Origin of the sequence: Streptomyces sp. NWU339, assembly GCF_003143855.1 — a bacterium.
GTDB lineage: Bacteria > Actinomycetota > Actinomycetes > Streptomycetales > Streptomycetaceae > Streptomyces.
This window is the reverse complement of record NZ_QFRK01000001.1, coordinates 58,115-83,862: the sequence shown is the minus strand read 5'-3', so window position 1 is coordinate 83,862 and position 25,748 is coordinate 58,115. Positions and strand designations below refer to the sequence as shown.

The window sequence follows — 25,748 nt, the reverse complement described above, 5'->3', positions numbered from 1 at the left end:
CTCGTCGTCCCACTGTGGATGGCCGCCGAGTCACGCGGCCGGGAAAAGAACTCTACACATCGACTATCTATGACACAACGTCTATGCTGAGCGCCGTAGGCATGGTCTGATACGCCAGATACCACCTGCCCAAGCCGAAGAGAGAAAGGGCTTGTGCGACGCGATGACGCGCTACGAGTCAGTAGAGTTGATCAGAAGCGGTCCCGTGGGCGAGCTCCGGCTCTCCCGCCCGGACCTGCAGAACAGGTTCGACGGGGTCCTGCTCGGCGAGCTCGGCGGGGCACTTGAGGAGCTGAGCGCCGATACCGCGGTACGCGCAGTCGTGCTGTCCTCCACCGGAAAGCACTTCTCGGCCGGCGGCGACACCGAAGCGATGCTGAGCGCCAACGCCGACCTGCAGGTCCTGCTGGCCCAGGTGGACGAGGGCCGTCGGCTGTTCCGTACGTTCGCGGACTTCCCGAAGCCGCTCGTCGCCGCCGTGCACGGCCATGTGTTCGGAGTGGCCACCAGCCTGGCCCTGACCGCGGACGCCGTCGTGTCCACCGCCGGAGTGAGGATCTCCGACCCACATGTGCACCTCGGGCTGGTTGCGGGGGACGGCGGCTGCGTCACCTGGCCGGCGAGCCTCCCGCTCATCCGGGCGAAGCGGCAACTTCTCTGGGGCGAGCCGCTGCTCGCCGAGGACGCCCACCAGCTGGGCATGGTGACCGAGCTCGCGGAGTCCGCCGACGCCGTCCGCCCGCTGGCGCTGGAACTCGCGGAGCGGGTGGCCGCCCTTCCCCCGGTGGCGGTCCAGCTCACCAAACGAGCCCTGAACAAGGTGCTGGCAGCCCGCATCGACGAGGTGTTCGACACCGCGTTCTATCTGGAGGCGATCAGCGCCTCCACCGCCGACCTGCGGGAGGCGGTCGCGGCGTTCAAGGAGAAGCGCGCCGGCGTTTGGAGCGGGCGATGAACGCGCCCCGGGCCGGGGCCCGGTTCGCCGACCTGTGGGGCACCGAAGCCGTGAACACCGGCTACGCCGGCCACCCGGGCCTGGTCCTGGAACCGCGACCGACCTCGCTGGCCACGATGCTTACCGGGGTGGAGCGCTGGGCGGACCGCTGCTTCCTGGTACAGGGCGAGCGCCGGATCTCCTTCGCGCAGTTCCTCGGCGCCTTGGAGCCCGCAGCCGCCGACCTGGCCGACCGCGGCGTCCGGGCGGGCGACCACATACTGATCCTGGCCTACAACAGCCCCGACTGGGTCCTGGCCCTGTGGGCCGCCTGGCGGGTCGGCGCGGTGCCGGTGCTGGGCAACCGGTGGTGGAGCACGGGCGAGATCGACCACGCGCTGGAACTGACCCGTCCCGCCCTGGTGATCACCGACCTGCCCGACGCCGCGAGTCACGGCATCACCGACGCGATCTCCCCCGCCGATCTGGCCCACACCTTCGACGCCACGCCCGCGGGCAGCCTCGGCGCGGTCCTGACCGGCTTTCCGAAACCCGACGAGGACGCCCCTGCGCTGGTCATCTTCACCTCCGGCAGCTCGGGCGCGCCCAAGGGCGTTGTGCTCTCGCACCGCTCAGTGATCGCGAACCAGCACAACCTGCTGTCTCGCTCCGGCCGCCTGCCCCGTGACCTTGCCGAGGCCCCCCCGCAGCCGGTCACCCTGGTGTGTACTCCGCTGTTCCACATCGGCGGAGTCTCGAACCTGATCACCAACCTGATCATCGGCGGGAAGCTGGTTCTCAACGCGGGCAAGTTCGATGCGGGGCAGGTATTGAAACTCATCGAGACCGAGCGGGTGCAGAGCTTCGGCGGCGTCCCCACGATGGCCATCCGGGTGCTGGAGCACCCGGACTTCGAGTCCCACGACCTGTCCAGTCTTCGTTCGTGGCCGCTCGGCGGGGCGCCCGTGCCGGCCAGCCTGCTGGATTCGATGCGCCGCAAGCTGCCCCAACTGGAACGCCGCGGCCTCGGCAACACCTGGGGCATGAGCGAGTCCGGCGGTTTCCTCACCGTGGCCGGCAACCGCGACCTGGCACAGCGCCCGGGTACGGTCGGCCGGCCGTACCCGGTGGCCGAGCTGCGGATCGACGATCCCGATGAGACCGGCAGCGGGGAGATCCTGGTCCGCAGCCCCACCGTCATGCTCGGCTATCTCGGGCTCGACGACGGGACTGTCGACGCCGAGGGCTGGCTGCACACCGGGGACCTCGGGCACATCGACGGCGACGGGTACCTGTTCCTGGACGGTCGCAGCAAGGACATCGTCATACGCGGCGGCGAGAACATCGCCTGCGCACACGTCGAATTGGCCCTGGCCCGGCACCCGGACCTGACGGAGGTCGCCGTGTTCGGCGTCCCGCACCCCGACCTGGGCGAGGAGCTCGCCGCAGTCGTGGTGCACCGCCCAGGCACCGCACCGACGGAGGAGGAGCTTCGCAAGCACCTCACCGGCACGCTGGCCTACTTCGAGATCCCCACTCGCTGGCGCATCCAGGCCGAGAAGCTTCCGACCCTGGCCGGGGAGAAGACCGACAAGAAAACGCTCCGCGCGACGTTCGCGGACGCCGAGCACCGAGCAGAGCGAGGATGACGACGATGGTGCAGCTGAGTTCCCCCGACGAATACTTCACCCACCAGGTCGCCTACCCGCACGCCATGGTCGGGTCCAGCGACCCGAGCTGGCGGGAGCGCTACTGGGTCAGCATCCAGGACACCGTCGGCAAGGACACGGTGCTCACACTGGGGCTTGGCCAGTACCCCAACCAGGATGTCCAGGAAGGCTTCGCGGTACTGTCCACGGGCGACCGCCAGCACAACCTCCGCGTCGCCCGGGCGCTGGCTCCGCACAACGACCGCATGCACGTGGGGCCACTACGGGTCGAGGTGGTCAAGCCCTTCGAGGAACTGCGGTTCATCCTGGATGAAAACCCCTCAGGCGTGGCCTTCGACATCACCTGGACCAGCACTCTGGAGCCGATCCTGGAAGGGCGGCACTTCGAGGTCAGCCGGACCCGGGCCACCTACGACGCCATCCGCTACGTGCAGCTCGGCCGCGCGGGCGGCACCCTGGCCGCCCCCGGCCGCGAGTACACCCTCGACCCCGAGACCTGGTGGAGCGAGCGCGACCACTCCTGGGGCACCCGCCCGCTGCCCCGTGCGCAGGGCGCACCCCCCGGCGAACGGCCGGAATGGCGCATGCTGATGTTCTGTCCGCTGCAACTGCCGGACTTCGGCCTGCACTTCTACCTGAAAGAGGCCGAGCCCGGCCGTCCGCTCCACCTGTCGGCCGCCATCTCCCGGCCACGGGGCACCACAGGCGAGGACGACCTGATCGTCGGCGTCGACCACGACCTGCGCTGGGTCGAAGGCGCCCCGGCCCCCACCCTGGAGGGCGGGCGGATCACCCTGGCCCTGGACAGCGGCAAGCAGCTCGACTTCGACCTCACCGCCCAGCCGGGGCGGGCCCACCTGCGCGGCGGCGGCTACGAGGGCTGGAACGGCTGGTACCAGGGCCACTGGAAGGGCGAGGACAGTCTTGAGCACGAGGTCTGGGACCTGACCGACCGGGACCAGTTCTACCGTTACGCCAAGGCCGGCAGCGACCACCTGGTGGAGGTCCGGCACGAAGGCCGAACCGGCTACGGGGTCATGGAGTACATGGTGCTGCCGGGCTATCCGCGCTACCAGGAGGCCATCCCGCCCCGGCCCGCGACACGGGACGGTGACCGGTGAGCGTGCCCGCAACGGAACCGGAGGCCGAAAAGGTCGCGGCGGCGCTGCAGGACTTCCTGCACCGCCGACTGCCGGACGGCGCCGCCCCGCAGGTCACCGGGCTGCGCCGTTCGGGCACCGGCAGCTCCCGGGAGAACTGGCCGTTCGACGCCGCCTGGAACGTCGACGGCGAACGGCTCACACACCGGCTGCTCATGCGCCGCGACCCTCCCGCGGCCGTCGTGGACACCGGGCGCGACAGGGAGTTCCGGCTGCTCCAGCGGCTCGCCGACACCGCCGTCCCCTCACCCGAGGTGCACTGGCTCGACGACACCGGCGAGTTCCTCCTGCGCCCCACCATGATCGTCAGCCGGTACGAGGGAGCCGCACACCGCGCGGTGCTGCGCTCCACCGACCCCCTCCGCCTCGGCGAGGAAGGGCGCCTCGCGCTGGCAGGACGGATGTGCGAGGTACTCGCCGAACTCCACCGCGTCGACGTCGACACGACCGGACTGCGTGCCGAGTTCGACGATCCGGGAGCCAACCCCGCCGAGCACGAGCTGACCCGCTGGGAGCGTGAACTCGACACCCAGGAGCTCGAACCCCAGCCCGAACTACGACTCGCCGCGGCCTGGCTGCACGACAACCTTCCCTCTCCCCCGCAGCACACCGTGCTCGTGCACGGTGACTTCCGCCCCGCGAACATCCTGGTGCGCGACGGGGTCCTGGACGTGCTGCTGGACTGGGAGCTCGCCCACGTGGGCGACCCGCTCGACGACCTGGGCTGGTACACCGCCCCGCTCTACCGTCGCGAGCACTTCATCGGCGGCCGGTGGGAACCCGCCGACTTCCTGCACCGCTACACCGAGCTGACCGGCATCGAGGTCGATCCGGCCGCACTGAGGTTCTGGCAGGTCCTGTCCACCTTCCGGCTGGCAGTCATCGCCCTGACCGGCGTACGGAACTTCTGCGAGGGCACCAGCGACCGCCCCACTGCACCGGCCGACGCGGTGATCCGGCAGGTCCTCACCGCCATACTCGAAGCGGAAGGTACGTGACCATGCGCCCCACACCAGCCGAGACGATCGCCGGCGTCCGCCGGATCCTGCGCGACGTCGTCGAACCGGAGGTCGGCTCCGAGTACGCCCGCAGCCGACTGCGGGAAGTGCGTGCCGTGCTCGCCCAGATCGACTGGGACGACGCGGCCCTGCACCTTCGCCGCCAGAGCGACGCCATGCTCGAGTTGCTTGCCGAGACGCGCGCGTGGATCGACGCCGACCCCGTCCGAGCACGCGAGTTCGCCGACGTGGACCTACAGCCACCCGTCCCGGCCCGGGGGACAGAGTCCTTCGCTGAGCTCAACGCCATCCGGGTTCGGTGCGGGGAGCTACTCGCGAACGTCGCCGACCGGCTCGCCGCCTGGACCCGCTCCCACCCTGAGAATCCCGGTGGGCGTGAACTCCTGCTGCGCTTGATGCGTCACATGCCTGCTTGACAATCGCCGGCCGCGCTCTCCCTTGCCTCTGCAATGCCAGCGGGCCCGGGCAGTCCTCATGGTTACCGTCCGCCCACGCCGCCCGCGACAGGCCCTGGCCGTCTACGCGGTGGCACCTGGCCAAGAGACCGGAGCAGTGGACCGACAGGCGAGCGCACCTTTACGGACCTCGACAGGGAAGCTCATCATGACCGCATTCCGACTCTCCGTCATCGGCGGCACCGGCCCGCAGGGCAAGGGGCTGGCTTACCGCTTCGCCAAGGCGGGACACCACGTCGTCATCGGCTCCCGAGAAGCCGAACGCGCCCGGACAACGGCCGCGGAGATCGCCGAGCGCCTGGCTCACAGTCACGTTCCCATCACCGGCGAGGACAACAACACAGCGGCTGAGAAGGCCGACGTCGTGCTGCTGGCCGTGCCGTTCGCCGGCCACGCAGCTCTGGTCGAGTCGTTGGGCGCCAGTCTCACCGGCAAGGTGGTGATCAGCTGCGTGAACCCCCTCGGCTTCGACAAGCGTGGACCGTACGGCCTCGACGTCCCGGACGGCAGCGCCGCCGAGGAGGCCCAGCGCGTTGTTCCCCGCGCACGAGTGGTGGGCGCTTTCCACCATCTGTCGGCCGTGAGCCTCTGGAGCGAGGCTGAGGCGCTCGACCACGAGGACGTGCTGGTGTGCGGGGACGACGATGACGCCAAGACCACGGCCATCACACTGGCACGAGCGATCACCGGCCGCGACGGCATCGATGCCGGCGCCCTGCGGCTCGCCCGTCAACTGGAGCCGCTCACCGCCGTCCTCATCAGCGTCAACAAGCGCTACAGGGCCCGCTCCGGCATCCGCATCAGCGGCCTGGCAGAACACTGATCGGGACCCGAAGATCATCCGCACTGCTCTCAGCCATCGAGGCGGGGACACGGGCGGTACGTCCGGCGTCTGCCGGGTGTGTCGTCGTTTCAAGTGCGCTTCGCCGACCATGACATCCTCACTACGGACGATGCTCCTGACGGTCACCGATCGGCGTCTTCCGCCAGATCGGGTGGCCGACGTACGACGATCAGGCCCGCGAGCAGGTCACCACCGTCCGTGGTGGCGAGACACCCGACCGCGAGGCCCAGGCCCAGCGCCTCACCGCCCTCATCGGCGCCGGCAACACCTGGACCATCGCCTGACAAATGCCTCGCCGGGAGTGACGTGGTGCCGAGGTGATGACGAGGAGCTCGGCCCCTGGATCGGTGTATGCCATCAACGGGGCAGCTGAACAGTGCCGCCCGCCAGCTCGACACAAGACGCGTTGATGTAGTCGTTGCGCAACAGTTCCACAGCCAGCGAGGCGAACTCGTCGGGCACTCCCATCCGTTTCGGAAAGATCGCTGATTCAGCGATCCGCTCCCGCAGGTCGTCATCGACGCCGTCCTCCCCGTAGATCGGCGTGTCGATGCCACCGGGAGCGATGGCATTGACCCGGATACCGAAAGTGGCCAGGTCCCGTGCCAACGGCCGCAGCATGCCCAGCTGGCCGGCTTTGGACGCAGCGTACGCGACCTGGCCCGTCTGGCCCACGGTTGCTGCGAGGGAGGAGGCGATGACGACCGCGCCCCGCTGCCCTGATCCGTCGGGTTCCGTCCTGCCCATCGCTGAAGCCGCCAACCGGACGACGTTGAAGGTCCCGACAAGGTTGGTGTCGACAACGCCGCGGAAATCCTCAAGAGGGTGCGCCGATTCGTAGGAACCGTCACGTCCGGTAGTCCGATCCGCATGACCGACACCGGCACAGTGGACCAGCGCCCTCAGAGGCGCAAGCTCGGTTGCAAGGCCGATCGCAGCCAGCAAGGACTCGGTGTCCAGGACCTCTGCACGGCAGAAGACGGCGCCGATCTCGCGAGCAGCGCGGCTTCCCTTCTCCCGGTCCCGGCCGGTGACCACGACCTGACAGCCTTGGGACAGCAGCCTGCGCGCCGTGGCCTTTCCGATGCCCGATGTCCCGCCGACAACGAGCGCCGCCTGTTCATGTAGGTCCATCAGTCCACCGCAACCACTACTCGACCTTGCCGGACAACGGCAGCCACGTTGCCGGGGCCGGGGCGTGGATCGCTCTGGCCCAAAGCCCCCACCGTGGCGACAGACGCGGTGGCCGGGCGGGCTCGCCACCGGCGCGCATCATCTCCAGGAGGGCGACGCGTCCCAGCGCAACCGACGCCGAGCGCCACAGCCATGGGCACGACCATCGGCACCGTCGAGCTCTGGGACCGGAGTGAGATGAAGGCCGTCGTCTCCAGCGCGGCCGTCACGGGCCGGCCGTCTGCGAGACACCACAGCCACAACGGTGATGAGCCCGGCGGTGCGATGCTGATCGGCACTCGCAGCAGCATGAGTCCGTGTGCTCCCTCCGCTCGGGCGTCACGCCCGATGCCCCACTCCGGCCGGTACTTTCCAACCACTCCACGATGTCGTCGTGACAGGAGCCCCGGACGACCTCGCGAGCGCTCCGGTACACCTCGTTCTCGAGGGTGGTGGTGCACGATGGAGATCAGAAGTCCGGCCGCGTCCACCACCGCCGGAAGGGGCGCAGTCCCTCGGCGGTGGGTGTCGGAAAGCGTGGCGCCCGCTTCTCGATGAACGCACTGATGCCCTCGATCGCATCTGGACCCGCCCCGAGGCTGCGAACGAGGTCGGACTCGACCCTGTGCGCCTCCATCGGGTGGGACTGGGTGAGCCCGTGCCACATCATCTGGCGCGTGGCCGCGACCGAGACCGGCGCACTGGCCTCGACCAGCGAACGGGCGTGATCCAGTGCCGTGGATACAACATCGTCCGGGGGCACCACCTCACGGAGCAGGCCGGCCGCCAGTGCTTCCTCGGCCGGCACCAACCGACCACTCATCGTCCACTCGAGCGCCCGGTTGACCCCGACCACACGTGGCAGGAACCAGGTCGAGCACGCCTCGGGCACGATGCCGCGGCGGGCGAAGACAAAGCCGAAGCGTGCGGTGTCCGCAGCGATCCGGACATCCATCGGAAGAGTCATGGTCACGCCGAGGCCGACCGCGTCTCCGTTGACGGCAGCGACCAGTGGCAGCGTTGAGGCAAAGAGTCGCAGGGCCAGGATCCCTCCGAAGTCACGGCTGTCCACGGCTTTGGCGCCGGGGGCGGCGTCGCGTCGGTCACGGAAGGTGTCCACTCCCCCCGAGAGGTCGGCCCCGGCGGAGAAGGCCCGGCCGGTCCCGGTGAACACGACAGCCTGTGCCTGGCCATTGGCCTCGATGCTGTCGAGGGCCGCGCAGAGGTCGAGAACCGTCTGCCGGCTGAGGCTGTTGAGCTTCTCGGGGCGGTTGAAGGTGATCACGGCGACGCCGGCTTCCAGGGCGAGGCTGAAGCCGTCGTGCTCCCGGGCTGACTCAGCGGGCATGGCGATCAGCCGAGGAGGTGGTTGCGGAGGCGATCGAGCTGGTCGTCGTCGAGCCGGAGGCCGATGCGGAGGTAGGTCTCCACATCTCCGTAGTCGGCCTCGAGTTGCTCGAGGCCGGCCTCGAGGTACTCCACGTCCGCGACCATGGCTGGCAGGAAGAACTCGTCGGTCTTGTCGCCGAAGAACTTTCGAGCCATCTCGAGCGTGGGGCCCGTGCGCTGCATCAGCTCGTTGGTGAGCATGAAGTCGGCGACGACTTCGTGCTGCGAGACTCCGGCAAAGGTTTGCAGCAGCATCGCAGCCCACCCGGTGCGGTCCTTGCCTTCCGCGCAGTGGAAGACCTGGGGCCCCTCCACTTCGGCGATTCCGGCGAACAGGGAAGCGAATCCCGCCCGCTTGTCGGCGTTGTTCACGAACCCGCGGTAGTGGTTGATCATCGCCTCCCTGAGGTCCGCCGAGGACTCCAGGGATCGCATGGTGTCGCTGCTCAGACCAGGCACCCAGGTGTGTCGCCAGACCGCGCCCTCGGGCACCGTGTCCGGACGGAGGTCCACCTCACCCTTGCCACGGAGGTCATGAATGGCCTGGATGCCGAGCGGGGCAATCTGCTCGAGGTCCTCGGGCGTCGCCAGGAAGGCGTTGGCACGAAACAGACGCCCCCTGCGCATGGCTCCCCTGGGAGTGAGGTAGCCGGGGCCGGCAATGTCCCGGAAGTTCGGAACGGAGGCGAGCTTCAGCGCCTCACCATCGTGAATGCTCATGCGGGGGGGTGGTCTCCCTCTTGATCCGGGTGGGCTCGAGACGGCTGATCCGCCATTGGCCGCCTTTGAGGCGGCATTCCTCGTGGTGGTGGCCGAAGCCGGTGAGCACCGGGTATTCGCTGCCTGCCGGCGGAGTCACGGAGTCGAACATCGCCCAGACATCGGTCGCGGTTGTCTCGGAAGTGATCTCGATCTCTGGCATGTGCCCGTGGTGCACCGAGATCGCTGAGTTCAGGCGCTTGCGCAGCGCAGTGAGGAGCTGGGTCTTGGTGCCGACACCGCTGGAGGACTCCGCGATTTCGAGCACCACGTCGTCGGTGAACAGGCCTGCGAACAGCTCCCAGTCGTGGGCGGCGAGTGCAGTCGGACCAGCCGGCAGCGTCACCACGCTGCATCCTCACTACCGGTCGACAAGCTGGCTCAGGAGCCGCTCGCGAATGATCTGTTCGGCATCGTTCACGATGGTGCCGACCACTTCGCGACAGCTGGCGACCTCGTGGATGAGACCCTGCGTCTGCCCGGCCCACCACATGCCGCCCTCGACATTGCCCTGCACGAGCACCTGCTCGCGGCCGCGAGCTCCGGACGCAAGGTGGGCCACGTCCTCGAACGTAGTGCCTTCACGGGCCGAGATCTCAAGGATCTCCTCCGACACCGAGTTCCGGGCGACGCGGGCGGAGTTCCGGAACTTGCGGAAAACGACGACGGTGTCGCGCTCGGTGTTGGCGACGATCTGCTCCTTGACCGCCTGGTGCACCGGCGCCTCTGTCGTGGCCAAGAAGCGGGTGCCCATGTTGATCGCTTCGGCGCCCAGCGCCAGTGCCGCGACGAGACCGGCACCGTTGGCGAGACCGCCTGACGCGATGACTGGGATCTCCAGCTCACGGGCCGCGGCCGGAATCAGCACCAGGCCCGGCACATCGTCCTCCCCGGGGTGACCGGCGCACTCGAAGCCGTCGATACTCACCGCGTCGACTCCCAACGCCTGGGCCTTGAGCGCGTGCCGGACGGCGACGGCCTTGTGGATGACCTTCACCCCCGCCTCCTTGAACGCCGGCAGGTGCTGTGCCGGATTGGCACCCGCGGTCTCCACGACCTTGACGCCGCTGTCGATGATGGCGTCGCGGTACTCGTCGTAAGGCACCGGCTCGATGGTCGGCAGAATGGTGAGGTTGACACCGAACGGCTTGTCAGTCAGGTCCCGGCATCGGGCGATCTCCTTGACCAGCGCCTCGGGCGTCGGCTGGGTGAGGGCGCTGAGGAAGCCGAGCGCACCCGCCTCGGCCACCGCGCCGATCAGCTCCGCCTTGCCCACGGCGGTCATTCCGCCGCACACGATCGGGTGCTCGACGCCGAAGGCCTCAGTGAAGCGATTGCTGAACATCAGGTCTCCTCAACTGGTTGCGGTCCGGTCGGGTGCGCGCAGCCGCGGGCCCGCCCAGTCGCGTGGATCGTGAGGGCTCAGGTAGCCCTCCTGGTTGACGGTGGCGACCAGATCGCCGGCGCGGGTGAACAAGCGGCCCGAGGCCAGACCTCGGCGCGCGGCTTCCCCGACCACCCGCCTGTCGTAGAGATGCCACTCAGCGATGTCCGGCGTGCGGTGGAACCACATCGCGTGGTCGAGGGAGGCGACCGACCCCGGGCCCAGCGTCGTTGTCCGACGCGCCACCAGCACCGGCTCGAGCAGGATCATGTCACTGGCGTAGGTAAGCAGGCACGTGTGCAGAAGGGCGTCGTTGGGCACAGGTCCGTCAGCACGCAGCCAGAGTCTGCTCACCGGGTCGATGACTGCAGGGTCGTCGAGCTCGTCGAGGGCTGCGCGCGGCGGCGGATCCAGCGGCCTCATGTCGAAGGGACGCTCGCGCACCCACCAGCCGTCGAGCTCTGCAGCGTACGCCGTGAGGCGAGCGGCCACGTCCGGCAGTTCGTCGGGGCCATCCACCACAGGCGCTTCCCAGCGCGAAGCGACTGCCTCGCGGGGCTCGGCGAAGGAACACGTGATGTCGCAGATCACCTCGCCATCCTGGATCGCGGAGACGCGACGCACAGACAGCGAGCCGCCGTCACGAAGCCGGGAGACGTCGTAGACAATCAACGTCCGGCAGTGCCCGGGGCGGATGAAGTAGGCGTGCAGGCTGTGCGGAAGCCTCCCGTCAGGGACGGTACGTCCCGCCGCGCGCAGCCCCTGGGCCAGCACCTGGCCACCGAAGACCCGGGGCGGCCGGGCCTCGGGCTGTGAACCCCGGAAGAGACCGGCATCGAGCTGCTCGACCTCGAGCAGCTCGACCACCTCCGCCAGGTCGGTCACCGGGCTGCGGGGAGCGTGAGCATCAGCATCATATTAACCATAGTACTAGATAGTCTAGTGAGCGACAATAATGCAGAGCCCGCGCGATCATGACCGAGGCGGATCTCGCACTCTTCGAGCGCATCGACGACTTCCGCAACCCCGCCGCATCCAAGGAACGGCTCGCCCACCTCAAACCCATCGAGTTCGAGGGGAAGCGCTACGCCGACCAGACAGCGGTCGAACAAGTGAACCCGAAACCACGTCAACCCGCCCAGATCCGCCAGCCAGCCCCTCCCGCACACCGGGGGAGCCGCACGACCGGCCCGTTCTCCCCACCCGCCGAAGAAGGCGGGCATCGACGAAGATCCGAACCCGAGGAGACTCGCACGCCGACCCTCTTCCCCAAGAGGCATTGGTCTGATACTAGATTATTTATCTCGTTAGTATTTTTCTGCTCCTTCAGGGAGGGCCTTCCGTGTCTGACTCTGTGATCGTGGCCGGTCGGCGCACCCCGATCGGGAAGCTGTCCGGCGCCCTGGCTGCGGTTTCGGCCCCCGAACTCGGAGGGGCTGCCATTCAGGCCGCGCTCGAGGATGCGGACATCCCCGGTGCGGACGTCGATGCAGTGATCATGGGTACGGTGGTGCAGGCGGGGGTGGGCCCGAATCCCGCGAGGCTGGCGGCGGCCCGCGCCGGAATCCCCATGTCGGTCCCGGCAAGCACGGTGAACAAGCTGTGCCTGTCGGGCCTGCATGCCATCGCCCTCGCCGACGCGCTGATCAAAGCCGGCCACCACGAGGTCGTCGTGGCGGGCGGCATGGAATCGATGACCAACGCCCCCCACTTGCTGGAGAGTTCACGCCGCGGCTGGAAGTACGGCAGCGCCAGGGTGTCCGACTCCCTCGAACGGGACGCGCTCATCTGCGGTTTCGACAATGTGCCGATGGGGGCGGCCACCGAGCGCTACCAGGCGCCCTTCGGCATCACCAGGTCCGAGCAGGACGAGTTCTCCGCGCTGTCGCACCGCCGCGCCGCGGCGGCCCGCACGGCGGGCCTGTTCGCCGAGGAGATCACCGCAGTCAGGATCGGTCGCGCCGAGGTGACCGAGGACGAGGGGATCCGCCCCGACACCATGCCCGAGACCTTGGGTCGTCTGCGTCCAGCCTTCGGCGGCGAAGGCACGATAACGGCCGGCAGTTCGTCCCAGCTCTCGGACGGTGCCGCCGCCGTCGTGGTGGTGTCCCGGGAACGTGCGGAGCGTGAGGGGTGGCCGATCCTCGCGGAGATCGGCGCTTACGGCTCCGTCGCCGGCCCGGATCCGTCGCTGGTCACTCAGCCTGCGCGGGCGGTCCGGGATGCCCTGCGCCGCGACGGGCGGACCAAGGTCGGCGACCTGGCCCTTCTGGAGATCAATGAGGCGTTCGCCGGAGTCGCACTGTGCTCGATGCGGGAACTGGACGTTCCGGTCGAGCGGGTGAACGTGAACGGCGGTGCGATCGCGCTGGGGCACCCGGTGGGCATGTCGGGGACCCGTGTCGTCCTCACGCTCGTGCGAGAACTACGGCGGCGCGGTGGCGGGACAGGTGCTGCGGCGCTGTGTGGCGGCGGCGGGCAGGGGGACGCCCTGCTGCTCCGCGTGGCCGGGTCCTGATCCTGCCGCAACCCCCATGAGTCCCGCTTTCTCCATTGCCTTGAGGGTGCATCATGTCCACTTCGCCCGTCAGCGTTCCCGCTGTTCGTACCCCTTCCGGCCCGGTCCGGTTCGTGACCGCCTCAAGCCTGTTCGACGGGCACGACGCGTCGATCAACATCATGCGCCGGATCCTGCAGGCGCAGGGGGCCGAGGTGATCCACCTCGGCCACAACCGCTCGGTGGCCGAGGTGGTGGACGCCGCGCTGGAGGAGGACGTGCAGGGCGTGGCCGTCTCCTCCTACCAGGGCGGTCACATCGAGTACTTCGAGTACCTGGTGCAGCTGCTGCGCGAGCGCGGCGCCGGTCACGTGAGGGTCTTCGGTGGCGGGGGCGGGGTCATCGTTCCCGAGGAGATCACCCGGCTCGCCCGGGCGGGGGTGCGGATCTTCTCCCCGGAGGACGGGCAGCGGCTCGGCCTGGCCGGGATGATCAACTCCATGATCCAGACGTGTGACACCGACCTGTGGGAGCAGGCTCCGGCCGGGCTGGACAGCGTGCTGGCCGGGCGGCGTCCGGCACTGGCGAGGCTGCTCACCGGTCTGGAAGCCGGCGCGGTCCCGGAAGCACAGGTGGCCATGCTGCGCGAGGCCGCCGCGGCGCGCCCGGTGCCGGTGCTGGGGATCACCGGGACCGGCGGGTCGGGCAAGTCCTCGCTGACCGACGAGCTGGTGCGCCGGCTGCGCACGGACCAGCAGGACAAGCTGCGGGTAGCGGTGCTGGCCGTGGACCCCACCCGGCGGCGCGGGGGCGGGGCGCTGCTGGGCGACCGGATCCGGATGAACGCCCTGGACGGGGACCGGGTCTTCTTCCGTTCGCTGGCCACCCGCGGCGGCCACGAGCTGCCCGAGGGGCTGCAGGAGGCGATCGCCGCCTGCAAGGCGGCCGGCCACGACCTGGTGATCGTGGAGACGCCGGGCATCGGGCAGGGGGACGCTGCCATCGTGCCGTACGTCGATGTCTCGCTGTACGTGATGACGCCGGAGTTCGGTGCGGCCTCGCAGCTGGAGAAGATCGACATGCTCGACTTCGCCGACGTGGTGGCCATCAACAAGTTCGAGCGGCGCGGTGCCAAGGACGCGCTGCGTGACGTGGGCCGCCAGCTGGTGCGCAACCGGGAGGCGTTCGACTCGCGTCCCGAGGACATGCCGGTGTTCGGCACCAGCGCGGCGACGTTCCACGACGACGGCGTCACCGCCCTGTACCAGCATCTGCGCGGGCTGCTCGCGAAGCGCGGTCTGCCGCTGCGGCCCGGCCTGCTGCCGGAGGTGGCGGTGCGGCACTCCAGCGGCGCCGCCCAGATCCTGCCCCCCGCGCGGGTGCGCTACCTGGCCGAGATCTCCGAGACCGTGCGCGGCTACCACGCCGAGACCACCGCCCAGGCGGAGGCGGCCCGGCGGGCCCAGGCCCTGGCATCGGTCAGGGGGGAGCTGGCGGCCGTGGGGGCCGGCACCGCCGACGTCGACCGTCTTCTGGCCGATGCCCAGGACCGGCTCACGCCTGCCTCCCGCCGGCTGCTCGAGGCCTGGCCGGACACCGTGCGCACCTACTCCGGGGACGAGCTGGTGGTGAGCGTCCGGGACCGCGAGCTGCGCACCGCGCTGGTGCGCGAGTCGCTGTCGGGCAACCGTATCCCCCGGGTGGCCCTGCCTCGCTACGCCGACCACGGCGAGCTGCTGCGCTTTTTGCGGGCCGAGAACCTGCCCGGATACTTCCCCTTCACCGCCGGGGTGTTCCCGTTCAAGCGGGAGGGCGAGGACCCGGCGCGGATGTTCGCCGGCGAGGGCGACCCGCAGCGCACCAATCGCCGCTTCCACTACCTGTCCAAGGACAGCGAGGCGACCCGGCTGTCCACCGCCTTCGACTCCGTCACCCTCTACGGCCGCGACCCCGACGAGCGGCCCGACATCTACGGCAAGGTCGGCACCTCCGGGGTCTCCGTCGCGACCCTCGACGACATGAAGACCCTCTACGCCGGCTTCGACCTCACCTCGCCCACCACCTCGGTCTCCATGACCATCAACGGGCCGGCCCCCACCATCCTGGCCTTCTTCCTCAACACCGCCATCGACCAGCAGCTCGACGCCTTCCGCGCCGAGCACGGCCGCGAGCCGACGCCGGAGGAGACGGGCGAGGTCCGCGCCCGGACCCTGCAGCAGGTGCGCGGCACCGTGCAGGCCGACATCCTCAAGGAGGACCAGGGCCAGAACACCTGCCTGTTCTCCACCGAGTTCAGTCTGCGGATGATGGCCGACATCCAGGAGTGGTTCATCCAGCAGCGGGTGCGCAACTTCTACTCGGTGTCCATCTCCGGCTACCACATCGCCGAGGCCGGGGCGAACCCGATCAGCCAGCTGGCCTTCACCCTGGCCAACGGCTTCACCTACGTCGAGGCCTACCTCGCCCGGGGCATGGACATCGACGACTTCGCCCCCAACCTGTCGTTCTTCTTCTCCAACGGCATGGACCCCGAGTACTCCGTGCTGGGCCGGGTCGCCCGCCGGATCTGGGCCGTGGCGATGCGCGAGCGGTACGGGGCGAACGAGCGCAGCCAGAAGCTCAAGTACCACGTCCAGACCTCCGGCCGCTCCCTGCACGCCCAGGAGATGGACTTCAACGACATCCGCACCACCCTGCAGGCGCTGATCGCCATCTACGACAACTGCAACAGCCTGCACACCAACGCCTACGACGAGGCGGTGACCACTCCCACCGAGGAGTCGGTGCGCCGGGCCCTGGCGATCCAGCTGATCATCAACCGGGAGTGGGGCCTGGCGATGAACGAGAACCCGCTGCAGGGATCGTTCGTCATCGACGAGCTCACCGACCTGGTGGAAGAAGCGGTCCTCCTGGAGTTCGAGCGGATCAGCGAGCGCGGCGGCGTGCTCGGCGCGATGGAGACCGGTTACCAGCGCGGCCGCATCCAGGACGAGTCCATGCTCTACGAGCAGCGCAAGCACGACGACACCCTGCCCATCATCGGCGTCAACACCTTCCGCAACCCCCACGTCGAGGACAGCGGCGGCCAGCCGGTCGTCGAGCTGGCCCGTGCCACCGCAGAGGAGAAGCGGTCTCAGCTCACCCGAGTCCGCAACTTCCAGGACCGTCACCGCGACCAGGCCCAGGCTGCTCTCACCGCCCTCAAGGATGCCGCCACCAGCGGCCGCAACATCTTCGCCGTCCTCATGGACGCGGCCCGGGTCTGCTCCCTGCAGCAGATCACCGAGACCTTCTTCGAGGTCGGCGGCCAGTACCGCCGCAACGTGTGATCCCGCTTGGTGCACCGGACATGCTCTTCCCGCCCCCGCGGAGAACTTCGCCCGGTTCGCCTGAGCATCAGCCAGACACCGCACAATCCCCAAGGAGTCGGAGTGAACACAGAGAACATCCGCACCGCCATCGTCACGGGCGGAGCACGCGGCATCGGTGCCGCCGTCGCCAAGCGGCTGAGCCATGACGGTTTCGCCGTCGCGGTTCTCGACCTGGATGAAGCCGCCTGCAAGCCGATCGTGCAGGAGATCGAGTCGGCCGGAGGAAAGGCGCTCGCGGTCGGCGTCGACGTGTCCGACGAGCAGGGTGTCCAGACCGCAGTGGCACGCGTGGCCGACGAACTCGGCGCACCGACCGTGCTGGTGAACAATGCCGGCGTCACCCGCGACAACTTGTTGTTCAAGATGACCGCCGACGACTGGGACGCAGTGATGAACGTCCATCTGCGCGGCTCGTTCCTGATGAGCCGCGCCACCCAGAAGTACATGACCGAAGCGCGGTGGGGGCGGATCGTCAACCTCTCCAGCATCTCCGCTCTGGGCAACCGCGGTCAGGCCAACTACAGCGCTGCGAAGGCCGGCCTGCAGGGCTTCACCAAGACGCTTGCGATCGAACTGGGGAAGTTCGGTGTCACCGTCAATGCGGTCGCGCCGGGCTTCATCGCCACCGAGATGACCGCGGCCACCGCCGAACGACTCGGTGTGCCCTTCGAGGAGTTCATGGCGGCCGCCGCCGCGCAGTCCGCGGTCGCCAGGGTGGGGCAGCCCCAGGACATCGCAGCCGTCGTCTCCTTCTTCGTCCGCGAGGAGGCTTCCTTCGTCTCCGGCCAGGTCATCTATGCCGCTGGAGGACCCCAGGTGTGACGCGCGGACGCGGATCGGCGTCTTCGTGGCCGGCGCAGGGGGCTACCGCATGTCACCCCCGGGACAACGGCCCCTCTGCGCCACCGGCCGGCATCTGCCCCACCACATCCGCGGTGCATCGCTGCCCTCCTCGCCCTGCTCGGAAGCGGTCCCTGCCAGGCACCAGCGGCCTCATGGGACACGACGAAGATCGGAGGCCCTCTTCCGGAAGCGGTAACCGGCCTGGACCTGGTGCGCTAAACTGAGCCAATTACTCCACCTATCTATAATTGATTCATCCACTTGATCCAGCCCGAGGAGCCCACGGAACCGGTTGCCCTCACCACGGGGTCCGGACCTGCCCCCCCTCGGCGGACGGTGCGAAGGGAGACAGAATGGCCACCCGCCGCACGGCGTCTCCGACTCCGGACACGATCACCGATCCGGTCGACTGGGCCCAGCACTACTGGCGAGAGCAGAGACTCAGCGGAGATGAGCAGCACTTCCTCGCGATGTCCTCGCTGCTGCGCTACCAGCGGATCATGGTCGACCTGGTCGAGGGGAAACTTCGGGAGCACGGTCTCAACATGACCGATTATCTCCTCCTGATGACACTTCAACTCAGCGAAGCCGGAACCAGGCTCATCAGCAGCCTCGCCCGCAGCCTCATGGTGCATGCCACAACCGCCACCCTGGCCACGGACCGCCTCGAGGCGAAGAAGCTTCTCTACCGCAGTCCGCACCCCACGGACCGACGCGCAACGTGCGTGACGATCACCGATGCCGGGCGGGCCCTGCTCCACGAGGCCACGGTCTCACTGGACGCAGTCGAATTCGGACTGCCGGGGAGCACCTCGGTCGACCTGAAGGCGCTCATGGACGTGTTGTCCACCCTTCGCACCGCCGCCGGGGACACGGGCCGGCCCCGCTGACCGCGTCGGCCTCTTCGGCCGACCGACACCCTTTGATGATAGTCGAGTAGACGACTACATTGGCACCGTCCAAACACTGAGCTGTGCAAACCCAACGAGAAGCAGAGCACAAGAGGCCCCGCGCAGGAAGCCCATGGCCCGCTGCAGACGTATCCGCACAGCAAGGCGTGACCTGCGCCCTGGCCGAGGAGCACACTTCCCCATGTGGCTCAGCATGCCTCTGCAGTATGCGGGTGACCCGCAGACGATCATCGCCGAGGCGGTCGCCCTGGAGAAGGCGGGGCTCGATGCCGTCTGGGTCGCCGAGGCGTACGGCTTCGACTCACCAACCCTCCTGGGCTACCTGGCCGCACGCACCGAGCGTCTGCAGATCGGCGCCGGCATCCTCGACGTGCATTCGCGCACACCTGCACTGCTCGCGCAGACCGCTGCGGGTCTGGACGCCGTCTCCGGCGGCCGCGCCCTGCTCGGCCTGGGCGCATCCGGCCCGCAGGTGATCGAGGGCTGGCTGCCGCTGTTCTTCCTTCCCGAACGTGCCAAGGAGACCTGGGGCGCGGCGATGGCCGAGGGCAGGAAACGACGCCCGGCCGAACTGGGCGAATTGCAGATCGCGGCCGGTGGCACCCTCGCGATCGGTGAGGACCGGGGGGCGCTGCGCGACCTCGCCCGCCCCCAACTCGCCCTGTGCATAGGCGGAATGGGCAGCAAGGGCAAGAACTTCTACAACGACTTGGTCAGCCGGTACGGTTTCGCGAAAGAGGCCCGGCTCATCCAGGACCTGTACCTTTCCGGCCGGAAGAAAGAAGCCGAAGCGGCCGTCCCGGACGAGTTGATCGACCTGACCAACCTGGTCGGACCCGAAGGTTTCGTACGCGAACGTGTCGCCGCCTACCGTGAGGCCGGGGTGACGATGCTCAACGTCACCCCGATCGGGTCCGATCCGGCCGCGCTGATCGAGAAGGTCAGGAGCTGGCTGTAAGCCGTCATACGGCCCGGCCCGACACATCACACAGGGCCGACCAGCCGTTGTGTTCGTCCCATCCGCGCCCGACCGTGGCGCCGCCGCTGTACGTCGCGGATACGAGGCAGAGGAGCGGGTGCATGCAGGTGACCGGAATCGCACAGCGAAATGCGTGGCGGGCCCGCACAGATCCCCCTGTGGAGCAGGTGCGCCCGGGTCTGTGGTCCGTACCGGTACCGATCCCGGACAACCCGCTGCGCTATACCCTGTGCTACCTGTTCACCGGTGATGCCGGCCTGCTGGCTGTCGACCCGGGCTGGGACACCGATGCCGGATGGGCGGCGCTGGAGCAAGGACTGAAAGCAGCGGGTGCCGCCCCCGGGGATGTCACCGGGATCCTGGCGACGCACGTCCATCCCGACCACCACGGCCTGAGCGCGCGGTTGCGCGAGGCCTCGGGTGCCTGGGTGGCCATGCATCCGGCCGAGCGGGACTCACTTCCCTCGCGGGTGTGGCACGCGGAGGGGGCCAACAGCACTGACCACTCATGGTTCTTGGAGGTGGGCATACCGGCCGATGCAATCGCGGAACTGGTCAGAGACGCCGAGGGCATGGTTCCGTTCATGGACATGCCGGAGCCGGACCTGCTGATCGAGGACGGCGACACCGTCCCGCTGCCGGGGCGGCGGCTGACCGCTGTGTGGACGCCCGGGCACACCCCTGGCCACCTGTGCCTGTACGAGCGGGACGAGGACGTCCTGCTCACCGGTGACCACGTGCTGCCCCGCATCAGTCCGAACATCGGCTTGCACCCGTTCAACCCCGAGCCCCCGCTGGGCATCTACCTGGAGTCGCTGGAGCGAACGGCGGGCTATGGCTCGGCCGAGGCTCTGCCCGCCCACGAGTACCGGTTCCGCGGCCTGGCCTCCCGGGCCAAAGCCCAAGGCCGTGAAGTTTACGGTCCGGGAGCCGACGTCAAGATGTCGATGCTGACGGTGGCCTTGTAGGTGTGGCGGTCGACCTTGAGGCTCTTGTAGGCGTATCGGGACAGAGGCCGTTTGACCGCGCGAGGGCCGAGGCGGGTTCGCCGTGCGGGCATGAGGGTGCCCAGGACCGCGTGCCCGATCGTGCCGACGAGGTCGATGACGGTGTCGGCGATCACGCCCTGGGCCTGGACGATCTGGTCGCGGGCGGCGTTCAGGGCGACGGAGAAGCTGCAGCGGTCGGGATCGGTGCCGGATGCCTGGGCCGCGTCGGCTATGGCGATCCGGATCACCTGATAGGCGGTCAGGAGCGCGTAGATCTCCTGGGCGATGCCGGGCCAGGTCCTCGAGCGCAGGACGCGTCGGCCGAGCATCGATTTCTTGATCTCGAAGTAGGCCGATTCCACTTCCCAGCGCTCGTGGTACAGCCTGACCAGGTCGAATGCCGGGTGGGTGCGGTGGTCAAGGAGCGTGGTGGCCAGCCGGTAGGCGCCGGTGCGGCGGCCCGCGCTGGTGGCGATGGTGATCTCGCAGATGACGATGCGGACCTCGACGTCACCGATCCTGGACAAAAACGAGCCGTCCGGGCAGGTKGCCAGGACGGGCGGTTTGCGCCTCGAGGAAAGACGGGCGAGAAAGTCCGCCCCGGTGCCGGCGACGGTCGTCAGGAAGGAGTCGAAGGAGAATCCCCGGTCCAGCAGGACGATCATGCCGCCTGTCAGGGAACGTGCCAGGCGGCGGCCCAGGACGGCCTCGCCGGGCTTGCGCGGCCCGAAGACCGCGTCGATGACCGCGCGGGTGCCGCAGGCGACCAGTGCCACCAGCATGACCTGCGGGTATCCCGAGGCGGCGGTGTACTGGTTGGACCCCTTGCCCAGCTTGGCGCGGACCGCCTGGTCGTCGGCGACGTCCAGGTGGGTGCCGTCGATCGCGGTGACGAGCAGACCCTTCCAGCGTGCTCCGGTCGTACGGATCGCGCTGGCGGGTCCGCGCAGCAGGTCGAACAGGGCCCGCACCGGGCGGACACCGAGCCGGCAGCGGGCGTGCCACAGCGCGGTCGCGGTCACTTCAACCAGCGGCAGCCCCACCAGGGCGCCGGTGAGCTTGCGCCATACCTCGCGATAGCCGCAATCCTCGAACAGGGCCGCGGCCAGCAGCAGGTAGACCACGACCCGCGCGGGCAGCTTCCGCAGCCGCTGCTGGACCCCTCCGCACTCGGCAAGCACGGCATCGACCAGCTCGAACGGAACGATCCGTGTCAACTCGCCCAAGTGACCCGGTGCATAAAGCCCTTCGGCCACCGTGACGACACGCGTGATGGCAGACTGTCCGGCCAGCGGAGCCTCCGGTGAGTGGACGGTTGTCTTGGTCGACTGCCAGTCCTACCGGGGCTCCGCTTCCCACGTCCGGCAAACCCACAGATCACAGCCGCCTGGACACCCGCACTCAAGCCGTAACTTCACGGCCTTGGGCAAAAGCCCGTGAGGACCTTTCTCGTCGGACTCAGGCCGGCGCCGAGCCCCTTGTGCAGCGCGAGCATCCTCGGCGCCGAGGGTGGCGGACCGGGCGGTGGCGCAGCAGGACGGGGTGATCCGGCAGGGGCTTCGGTCGAGCCGCTCGACGTCGTGCACGATCAGCGGCCCGTCGGCGCGCCCCGGGCGCCGACCTGCTGGAAGCGCCCCGCGCGTCAGCGCGACACCGCGTCCACCAGGGCACCGAGCGCCGAGGCGAGGGACGACAGGCCCGGACCGGCGGGTCCGCCCGGCTCGGTCATGTAGGTGTCCCGGCGGATCTCCACCATCAGCGCCGTCACCTCCGCCCGCTTCTCGTGGAACTCCAGCGGCACGTACGTGCCGGCGAACGGGCTGTTCAGCCCCGTCTCCCCGCAAGGCGCGAACGCCTCGCGGGCCGCGTCGAGCAGCGCGGGCGGCGTGTGGAAGCGGTCGGTACCCAGGCAGACGGCCGGGCGGGGGCCCGCTCCGTGCAGCTCGTAGGGCAGGGGCGAGGCGGGGTAGGAGTGCACGTCGATGATCACGGCCCGCCCGGTGGCCGCGAGGCGATCCGCGACCGCCTCGGTCATGGCCCGCGCGTACGGCCGGAAGTACCGCTCGATCAGCGGTTCTGGATCGAAGTCGTCGGGCCGCAGCACGTCCTTGTGCGTGGTCCGGGTGTAGACCGCGCCCATCCCCACGGCCAGCATCTCCTCCCGCTCGTCCGGGAACCGCTCGGGGTCGATCACCAGCCGGGACAGCCGGTTCACGAACCGCCACGGGGTGATCCCGGCCGCCTCGGCCGCGGCCCCGGCGATCGCGGCGGTGTGCGCGTCGGTGATGTGGTCCAGCTCCCGCTCCAGCTCCGCGTCCCCCAACACGATCCCGGGCCGCACCGCGGCCGGTATCTCCCGCGCGGAGTGCGGCACGTGGAGGATCACGGGGGAGTCCCCGGCTCCGGGCAGGAGGTCGTAGGACTGCGGGGTGTCGGTCATCGGGCTGCTCCAGGAGGGTCGTCAGTGGTGCACGGCATGATCGGTGCACGGCATGATCAAGGTGCCACACACCACTGACAACACGTCGCGACGGGGAGCGGAGGTCAGCCCAGCAGCTCGCGGATCAGCGCGCCGACCTGTTCCGTCTCGAGGAGGAAACCGTCGTGCCCGTAGGGCGACTCCACCACTCTGAGCCGGTCGGCACCGGGGAGGTGCGCGGCCAGCTCGGCCTGCTGGGACGGCGGATAGAGCCGGTCCGAGTCGACCCCGGCCACCAGCGCGGGCGCGGTCACCCGGCGCAGGGCCGCACGGACGCCGCCCCTGCCGCGTCCCACGTCGTGGCCGTTCATCGCCTCCGTCAGCACCACGTAGCTGCCCGCGTCGAACCTCCGGACGAGCTTGACCGCGTGGTGGTCGAGGTACGACTCGACCTGGTACCGGCCGCCGCGCCACGGGTCCTCCATCCCCTGGGGCGCCCGGCCGAACCGGGCCGACAGCTCCGGCTCGCTGCGGTAGGTGACGTGGGCGATGCGCCGGGCGATCCCCAGCCCGGCGTGCGGGCCCCGGCCGGTGTCGTGGTAGTCGCCGCCGTGCCAGTGCGGATCACTGCGAATGGCGTGCAGCTGGAGGGTGGACCAGGCGATCTGCTCGCCGCTCGCGGCCGCCGTGGTGGCGAGCAGCAGCAGCGCCCCCGTGCGCTCGGGATGCGTCACCGCCCATTCCACCGCACGCATCCCGCCCATGGAGCCGCCGACCACCAGCGCCCACGTCTGCACACCGAGCGCGTCCGCCAGCCGGGCCTCGGCGGCGACCTGGTCCCGCTGGGTCAGGTACGGGAAGGCACCGCCCCACCGGCGCCGCCCGCCGGGGCGCGGTGAGGCCGGCCCCGTGCTGCCCTGGCAGCCGCCCAGCACGTTCGGGGCGACGACGAACCAGCGGTCGGTGTCGAGGGCCAGCCCGGGCCCGATCAGCCCGTCCCACCAGCCGGCCGTGGGATGACCGGGACCGGCCGGTCCGGCCGCGTGGCTGTCACCGGTGAGCGCGTGCAGCACCAGCACGGCGTTGGAACCGTCCGGCGCGAGCCGCCCCCAGGTCTCGAACGCCATTTCCACGCCGGGGAGTTCACCGCCCGCCTCCAGCGGCAGCGGCGTGCCGAGGGCATGCCATTGACGCCGCCCGGGCGGGTCCCCCTCCTGCCAGGCCCCGGTGGACGGCGGGAGGGGGACCGATGTTCCGGAGGCCGTGGAGGCGTTCAGAGGACGCCCTTGGCCGCGCGGAAACCGGACTCCAGGTCGGCCCTGAGGTCGGCGAGGTTCTCGATGCCGACCGACAGTCGCACCAGACCCGGCGCGGTTCCGGTCGCCTCGAGCTGCTCCTCGTTCAGCTGGCTGTGGGTGGTGGACGCGGGGTGGATGATCAGGCTGCGCACATCACCGATGTTGGCGAGGTGGCTGAACAGTTCCACACCGTCCACGAACCGCTTGCCCGCCTCGACACCGCCCTTCAGCTCGAAGGAGAACACCGCGCCGGCACCGCGGGGGAGGTACTTCTGCGCCGCCTCGTACCAGCGGTTGGACGGCAGGCTCGGGTGGTGCACCACCGCGACCTCGTCGCGCTGCTCCAGCCATTCCGCCAGCGCCAGCGCGTTGGCCGTCTGCCGCTCCATGCGCAGGCTCAGCGTCTCCACGCCCTGCAGCAGCAGGAACGCGGAGTGCGGGGCGATGGCCGGTCCGAGGTCGCGCAGCAACTGGACACGCAGCTTGATCGCGAACGCGCCGGGGCCGAGCGCCGGCCAGTACTGCAGGCCGTGGTAGCTGGCGTCGGGCTCGGTGAAGTCCGGGAACCGCTCGGCGTGTGCGCCGAAGTCGAAGGTTCCGCCGTCCACGACCACGCCGCCGATCGTGGTGCCGTGCCCGCCGAGGAACTTCGTCGCCGAGTGCACCACGATGTCCGCGCCGTGCTCGAGCGGACGCAGCAGGTAGGGCGTGGCGATCGTGTTGTCCACGACCAGCGGCACGCCCGCGCCGTGGGCCACGTCCGCGACCGCCCGCACGTCGAGCACGTTGTTCCGCGGGTTGCCCAGCGTTTCGGCGTAGAGCGCCTTGGTGTTGGGGCGGATGGCCGCGCGCCAGGCCTCGGCGTCGTCGGGATCGTCGACGAAGGACACCTCGATGCCGAACTTCGGCAGGGTGTGCCGGAACAGGTTGTACGTTCCGCCGTACAGCGAGGTGGCCGAGACGATGTGGTCGCCGGCCCCGGCGAGCGTCAGGAGGGCCAGCGTCTGTGCGGCCTGCCCCGAGGACAGGGCCACCGCCGCCACTCCGCCCTCCAGGGCGGCGACGCGCTGCTCGAGGACGTCCTGGGTGGGGTTGTGGATGCGGGTGTAGATGTTCCCCGGCTCCGCCAGCGAGAAGACGTCGGCGGCGTGCTGGGTGTTCCGGAACACGAACGAGGTCGTCTGGTAGATCGGCGTGGCCCGGGCCCCGGTCGTGGGATCGGGTTCGGCACCGGCATGGACCTGTTTGGTCTCGAACGACCAGGCCGACGTGTCGGGACCGGTGGACGTCCCCTCGGGCGTGTCGGCGGTGCCGGGTTCGGTGGGCTGGCTCATGATGTGCTCCTCGTGCGCAGTGCGGGCGCGGACGACCGGTGGGCGTGTGGGGTGCGGGGGCGTGCCGGATGTCCCTGTCCCCGGGGAGCAGGGCGTCGGAGAGGACCACGTGCCGACGTGGGTGTCGGTTTCTCGCGCGACACGCCGTAGTGGTGACACGTGCGTGGTCGCGGTGGCAGCGTGTCACCGGCGCCAGCCTACGACCAGGTGAGCACGGAATGAGACGGCGTCTCAGTAGGTGGTCGATCTCTTCACACGGTATTCATGAACGCGCCGTGCACGGGTCGCGGGCCCGCCGGCCGGGCCGCCCGGCCGGCGAC

Annotated in this window: 23 protein-coding genes; 13 read left to right on the top strand and 10 right to left on the bottom strand. The window is 69.4% G+C overall.

What is annotated here, in order from left to right:
• Positions 1 to 205 precede the first annotated feature (205 nt).
• The 6 genes from DIZ27_RS00410 (at position 206) to npdG (ending at position 6,061) form a co-directional block, all read left to right on the top strand.
• Positions 206 to 955, top strand: coding sequence for an enoyl-CoA hydratase/isomerase family protein (locus DIZ27_RS00410; RefSeq protein ID WP_219933575.1), 750 nt, complete (start codon positions 206 to 208; stop codon positions 953 to 955).
• On the top strand, positions 952 to 2,583 hold the full coding sequence (locus tag DIZ27_RS00405; protein ID WP_109376243.1) for a class I adenylate-forming enzyme family protein: 1,632 nt from the start codon (positions 952 to 954) through the stop codon (positions 2,581 to 2,583). The genes DIZ27_RS00410 and DIZ27_RS00405 overlap by 4 nt, the downstream gene beginning before the upstream one ends.
• 5 nt (positions 2,584 to 2,588) lie before the next feature.
• Positions 2,589 to 3,725, top strand: a complete 1,137-nt coding sequence (locus DIZ27_RS00400; RefSeq protein ID WP_109376242.1) for a hypothetical protein — start codon at positions 2,589 to 2,591, stop codon at positions 3,723 to 3,725.
• 2 nt (positions 3,726 to 3,727) lie between these two features.
• The gene (locus DIZ27_RS00395; RefSeq protein ID WP_109376638.1) at positions 3,728 to 4,762 is read left to right on the top strand and encodes a phosphotransferase family protein; all 1,035 of its coding nucleotides are present in this window, start codon (positions 3,728 to 3,730) and stop codon (positions 4,760 to 4,762) included.
• 2 nt (positions 4,763 to 4,764) lie between these two features.
• Positions 4,765 to 5,199 (top strand): hypothetical protein, encoded by a 435-nt coding sequence (locus tag DIZ27_RS00390; RefSeq protein WP_109376241.1) that lies wholly within the window; start codon positions 4,765 to 4,767, stop codon positions 5,197 to 5,199.
• Positions 5,200 to 5,386: 187 nt separating this feature from the next.
• Complete coding sequence (npdG, locus tag DIZ27_RS00385) at positions 5,387 to 6,061, top strand: NADPH-dependent F420 reductase (protein ID WP_109376240.1); 675 nt, start codon at positions 5,387 to 5,389, stop codon at positions 6,059 to 6,061.
• Positions 6,062 to 6,439: 378 nt separating this feature from the next.
• Here the strand turns inward: npdG and DIZ27_RS00380 are convergent, their stop codons facing one another.
• From DIZ27_RS00380 to DIZ27_RS00355, 6 genes are all read right to left on the bottom strand, one after another.
• Positions 6,440 to 7,216: an SDR family NAD(P)-dependent oxidoreductase gene (locus DIZ27_RS00380; protein WP_109376239.1), complete on the bottom strand. Its 777-nt coding sequence runs from the start codon at positions 7,214 to 7,216 to the stop codon at positions 6,440 to 6,442.
• A gap of 508 nt (positions 7,217 to 7,724) precedes the next feature.
• Positions 7,725 to 8,603 (bottom strand): enoyl-CoA hydratase-related protein, encoded by an 879-nt coding sequence (locus DIZ27_RS00375; RefSeq protein ID WP_109376238.1) that lies wholly within the window; start codon positions 8,601 to 8,603, stop codon positions 7,725 to 7,727.
• Positions 8,604 to 8,608: 5 nt separating this feature from the next.
• On the bottom strand, positions 8,609 to 9,364 hold the full coding sequence (locus DIZ27_RS00370) for a tyrosine-protein phosphatase (protein WP_109376237.1): 756 nt from the start codon (positions 9,362 to 9,364) through the stop codon (positions 8,609 to 8,611).
• Positions 9,345 to 9,752, bottom strand: a complete 408-nt coding sequence (locus tag DIZ27_RS00365) for a nuclear transport factor 2 family protein (RefSeq protein ID WP_109376236.1) — start codon at positions 9,750 to 9,752, stop codon at positions 9,345 to 9,347. Before DIZ27_RS00365 ends, DIZ27_RS00370 begins: the two co-directional genes overlap by 20 nt.
• A 12-nt stretch (positions 9,753 to 9,764) precedes the next feature.
• Positions 9,765 to 10,748, bottom strand: coding sequence for a nitronate monooxygenase family protein (locus tag DIZ27_RS00360; protein WP_109376235.1), 984 nt, complete (start codon positions 10,746 to 10,748; stop codon positions 9,765 to 9,767).
• Positions 10,749 to 10,757: 9 nt separating this feature from the next.
• Positions 10,758 to 11,672, bottom strand: coding sequence for an acyl-CoA thioesterase II (locus DIZ27_RS00355; protein ID WP_219933574.1), 915 nt, complete (start codon positions 11,670 to 11,672; stop codon positions 10,758 to 10,760).
• Between the two features lie 89 nt (positions 11,673 to 11,761).
• On the opposite strand from DIZ27_RS00355, the gene DIZ27_RS45040 reads away from it, so the two are divergent.
• From DIZ27_RS45040 to DIZ27_RS00320, 7 genes are all read left to right on the top strand, one after another.
• On the top strand, positions 11,762 to 12,145 hold the full coding sequence (locus tag DIZ27_RS45040) for a hypothetical protein (RefSeq protein ID WP_146228890.1): 384 nt from the start codon (positions 11,762 to 11,764) through the stop codon (positions 12,143 to 12,145).
• Positions 12,130 to 13,305: an acetyl-CoA C-acyltransferase gene (locus tag DIZ27_RS00345; RefSeq protein ID WP_109376233.1), complete on the top strand. Its 1,176-nt coding sequence runs from the start codon at positions 12,130 to 12,132 to the stop codon at positions 13,303 to 13,305. Before DIZ27_RS45040 ends, DIZ27_RS00345 begins: the two co-directional genes overlap by 16 nt.
• Before the next feature lie 53 nt (positions 13,306 to 13,358).
• A complete protein-coding gene (gene icmF / locus DIZ27_RS00340) occupies positions 13,359 to 16,613 on the top strand; it encodes a fused isobutyryl-CoA mutase/GTPase IcmF (RefSeq protein WP_109376232.1) in 3,255 nt (1,084 codons plus the stop codon).
• 102 nt (positions 16,614 to 16,715) lie between these two features.
• Complete coding sequence (gene fabG, locus DIZ27_RS00335) at positions 16,716 to 17,477, top strand: 3-oxoacyl-ACP reductase FabG (protein ID WP_109376231.1); 762 nt, start codon at positions 16,716 to 16,718, stop codon at positions 17,475 to 17,477.
• A gap of 374 nt (positions 17,478 to 17,851) precedes the next feature.
• Positions 17,852 to 18,388 (top strand): MarR family winged helix-turn-helix transcriptional regulator, encoded by a 537-nt coding sequence (locus DIZ27_RS00330; protein ID WP_109376230.1) that lies wholly within the window; start codon positions 17,852 to 17,854, stop codon positions 18,386 to 18,388.
• A 202-nt stretch (positions 18,389 to 18,590) separates the two neighbouring features.
• Positions 18,591 to 19,367 (top strand): LLM class flavin-dependent oxidoreductase, encoded by a 777-nt coding sequence (locus DIZ27_RS00325; protein ID WP_109376229.1) that lies wholly within the window; start codon positions 18,591 to 18,593, stop codon positions 19,365 to 19,367.
• A gap of 122 nt (positions 19,368 to 19,489) precedes the next feature.
• Positions 19,490 to 20,356: an MBL fold metallo-hydrolase gene (locus DIZ27_RS00320; protein WP_109376228.1), complete on the top strand. Its 867-nt coding sequence runs from the start codon at positions 19,490 to 19,492 to the stop codon at positions 20,354 to 20,356.
• Here DIZ27_RS00320 and DIZ27_RS00315 read toward each other — a convergent pair.
• The 4 genes from DIZ27_RS00315 to DIZ27_RS00300 all read right to left on the bottom strand — a co-directional run bounded on the left by DIZ27_RS00315 (position 20,305) and on the right by DIZ27_RS00300 (position 25,428).
• Positions 20,305 to 21,603 (bottom strand): IS4 family transposase, encoded by a 1,299-nt coding sequence (locus tag DIZ27_RS00315; RefSeq protein WP_258308160.1) that lies wholly within the window; start codon positions 21,601 to 21,603, stop codon positions 20,305 to 20,307. The genes DIZ27_RS00320 and DIZ27_RS00315 overlap by 52 nt on opposite strands.
• Positions 21,604 to 22,019: 416 nt before the next feature.
• Positions 22,020 to 22,817, bottom strand: a complete 798-nt coding sequence (locus DIZ27_RS00310; protein ID WP_109376226.1) for an N-formylglutamate amidohydrolase — start codon at positions 22,815 to 22,817, stop codon at positions 22,020 to 22,022.
• Positions 22,818 to 22,921: 104 nt separating this feature from the next.
• Positions 22,922 to 24,073 (bottom strand): homoserine O-acetyltransferase, encoded by a 1,152-nt coding sequence (locus tag DIZ27_RS00305; protein WP_109376225.1) that lies wholly within the window; start codon positions 24,071 to 24,073, stop codon positions 22,922 to 22,924.
• On the bottom strand, positions 24,070 to 25,428 hold the full coding sequence (locus DIZ27_RS00300) for a bifunctional o-acetylhomoserine/o-acetylserine sulfhydrylase (protein WP_109376224.1): 1,359 nt from the start codon (positions 25,426 to 25,428) through the stop codon (positions 24,070 to 24,072). Before DIZ27_RS00300 ends, DIZ27_RS00305 begins: the two co-directional genes overlap by 4 nt.
• Between the last annotated feature and the right edge of the window lie 320 nt (positions 25,429 to 25,748).

Bases quoted from the DNA above. Each gene is read 5' to 3' on its own strand.
- DIZ27_RS00405 (WP_109376243.1), top strand. From the start codon at position 952: ATGAACGCGCCCCGGGCCGGGGCCCGGTTCGCCGACCTGTGGGGCACC.
- DIZ27_RS00400 (WP_109376242.1), top strand. From the start codon at position 2,589: ATGGTGCAGCTGAGTTCCCCCGACGAATACTTCACCCACCAGGTCGCC.
- DIZ27_RS00390 (WP_109376241.1), top strand. From the start codon at position 4,765: ATGCGCCCCACACCAGCCGAGACGATCGCCGGCGTCCGCCGGATCCTG.
- npdG (WP_109376240.1), top strand. From the start codon at position 5,387: ATGACCGCATTCCGACTCTCCGTCATCGGCGGCACCGGCCCGCAGGGC.
- DIZ27_RS00380 (WP_109376239.1), bottom strand. From the start codon at position 7,216: ATGGACCTACATGAACAGGCGGCGCTCGTTGTCGGCGGGACATCGGGC.
- DIZ27_RS00375 (WP_109376238.1), bottom strand. From the start codon at position 8,603: ATGCCCGCTGAGTCAGCCCGGGAGCACGACGGCTTCAGCCTCGCCCTG.
- DIZ27_RS00370 (WP_109376237.1), bottom strand. From the start codon at position 9,364: ATGAGCATTCACGATGGTGAGGCGCTGAAGCTCGCCTCCGTTCCGAAC.
- DIZ27_RS00360 (WP_109376235.1), bottom strand. From the start codon at position 10,748: ATGTTCAGCAATCGCTTCACTGAGGCCTTCGGCGTCGAGCACCCGATC.
- DIZ27_RS45040 (WP_146228890.1), top strand. From the start codon at position 11,762: ATGACCGAGGCGGATCTCGCACTCTTCGAGCGCATCGACGACTTCCGC.
- icmF (WP_109376232.1), top strand. From the start codon at position 13,359: ATGTCCACTTCGCCCGTCAGCGTTCCCGCTGTTCGTACCCCTTCCGGC.
- DIZ27_RS00330 (WP_109376230.1), top strand. From the start codon at position 17,852: ATGGCCACCCGCCGCACGGCGTCTCCGACTCCGGACACGATCACCGAT.
- DIZ27_RS00325 (WP_109376229.1), top strand. From the start codon at position 18,591: ATGTGGCTCAGCATGCCTCTGCAGTATGCGGGTGACCCGCAGACGATC.
- DIZ27_RS00320 (WP_109376228.1), top strand. From the start codon at position 19,490: ATGCAGGTGACCGGAATCGCACAGCGAAATGCGTGGCGGGCCCGCACA.
- DIZ27_RS00310 (WP_109376226.1), bottom strand. From the start codon at position 22,817: ATGACCGACACCCCGCAGTCCTACGACCTCCTGCCCGGAGCCGGGGAC.
- DIZ27_RS00300 (WP_109376224.1), bottom strand. From the start codon at position 25,428: ATGAGCCAGCCCACCGAACCCGGCACCGCCGACACGCCCGAGGGGACG.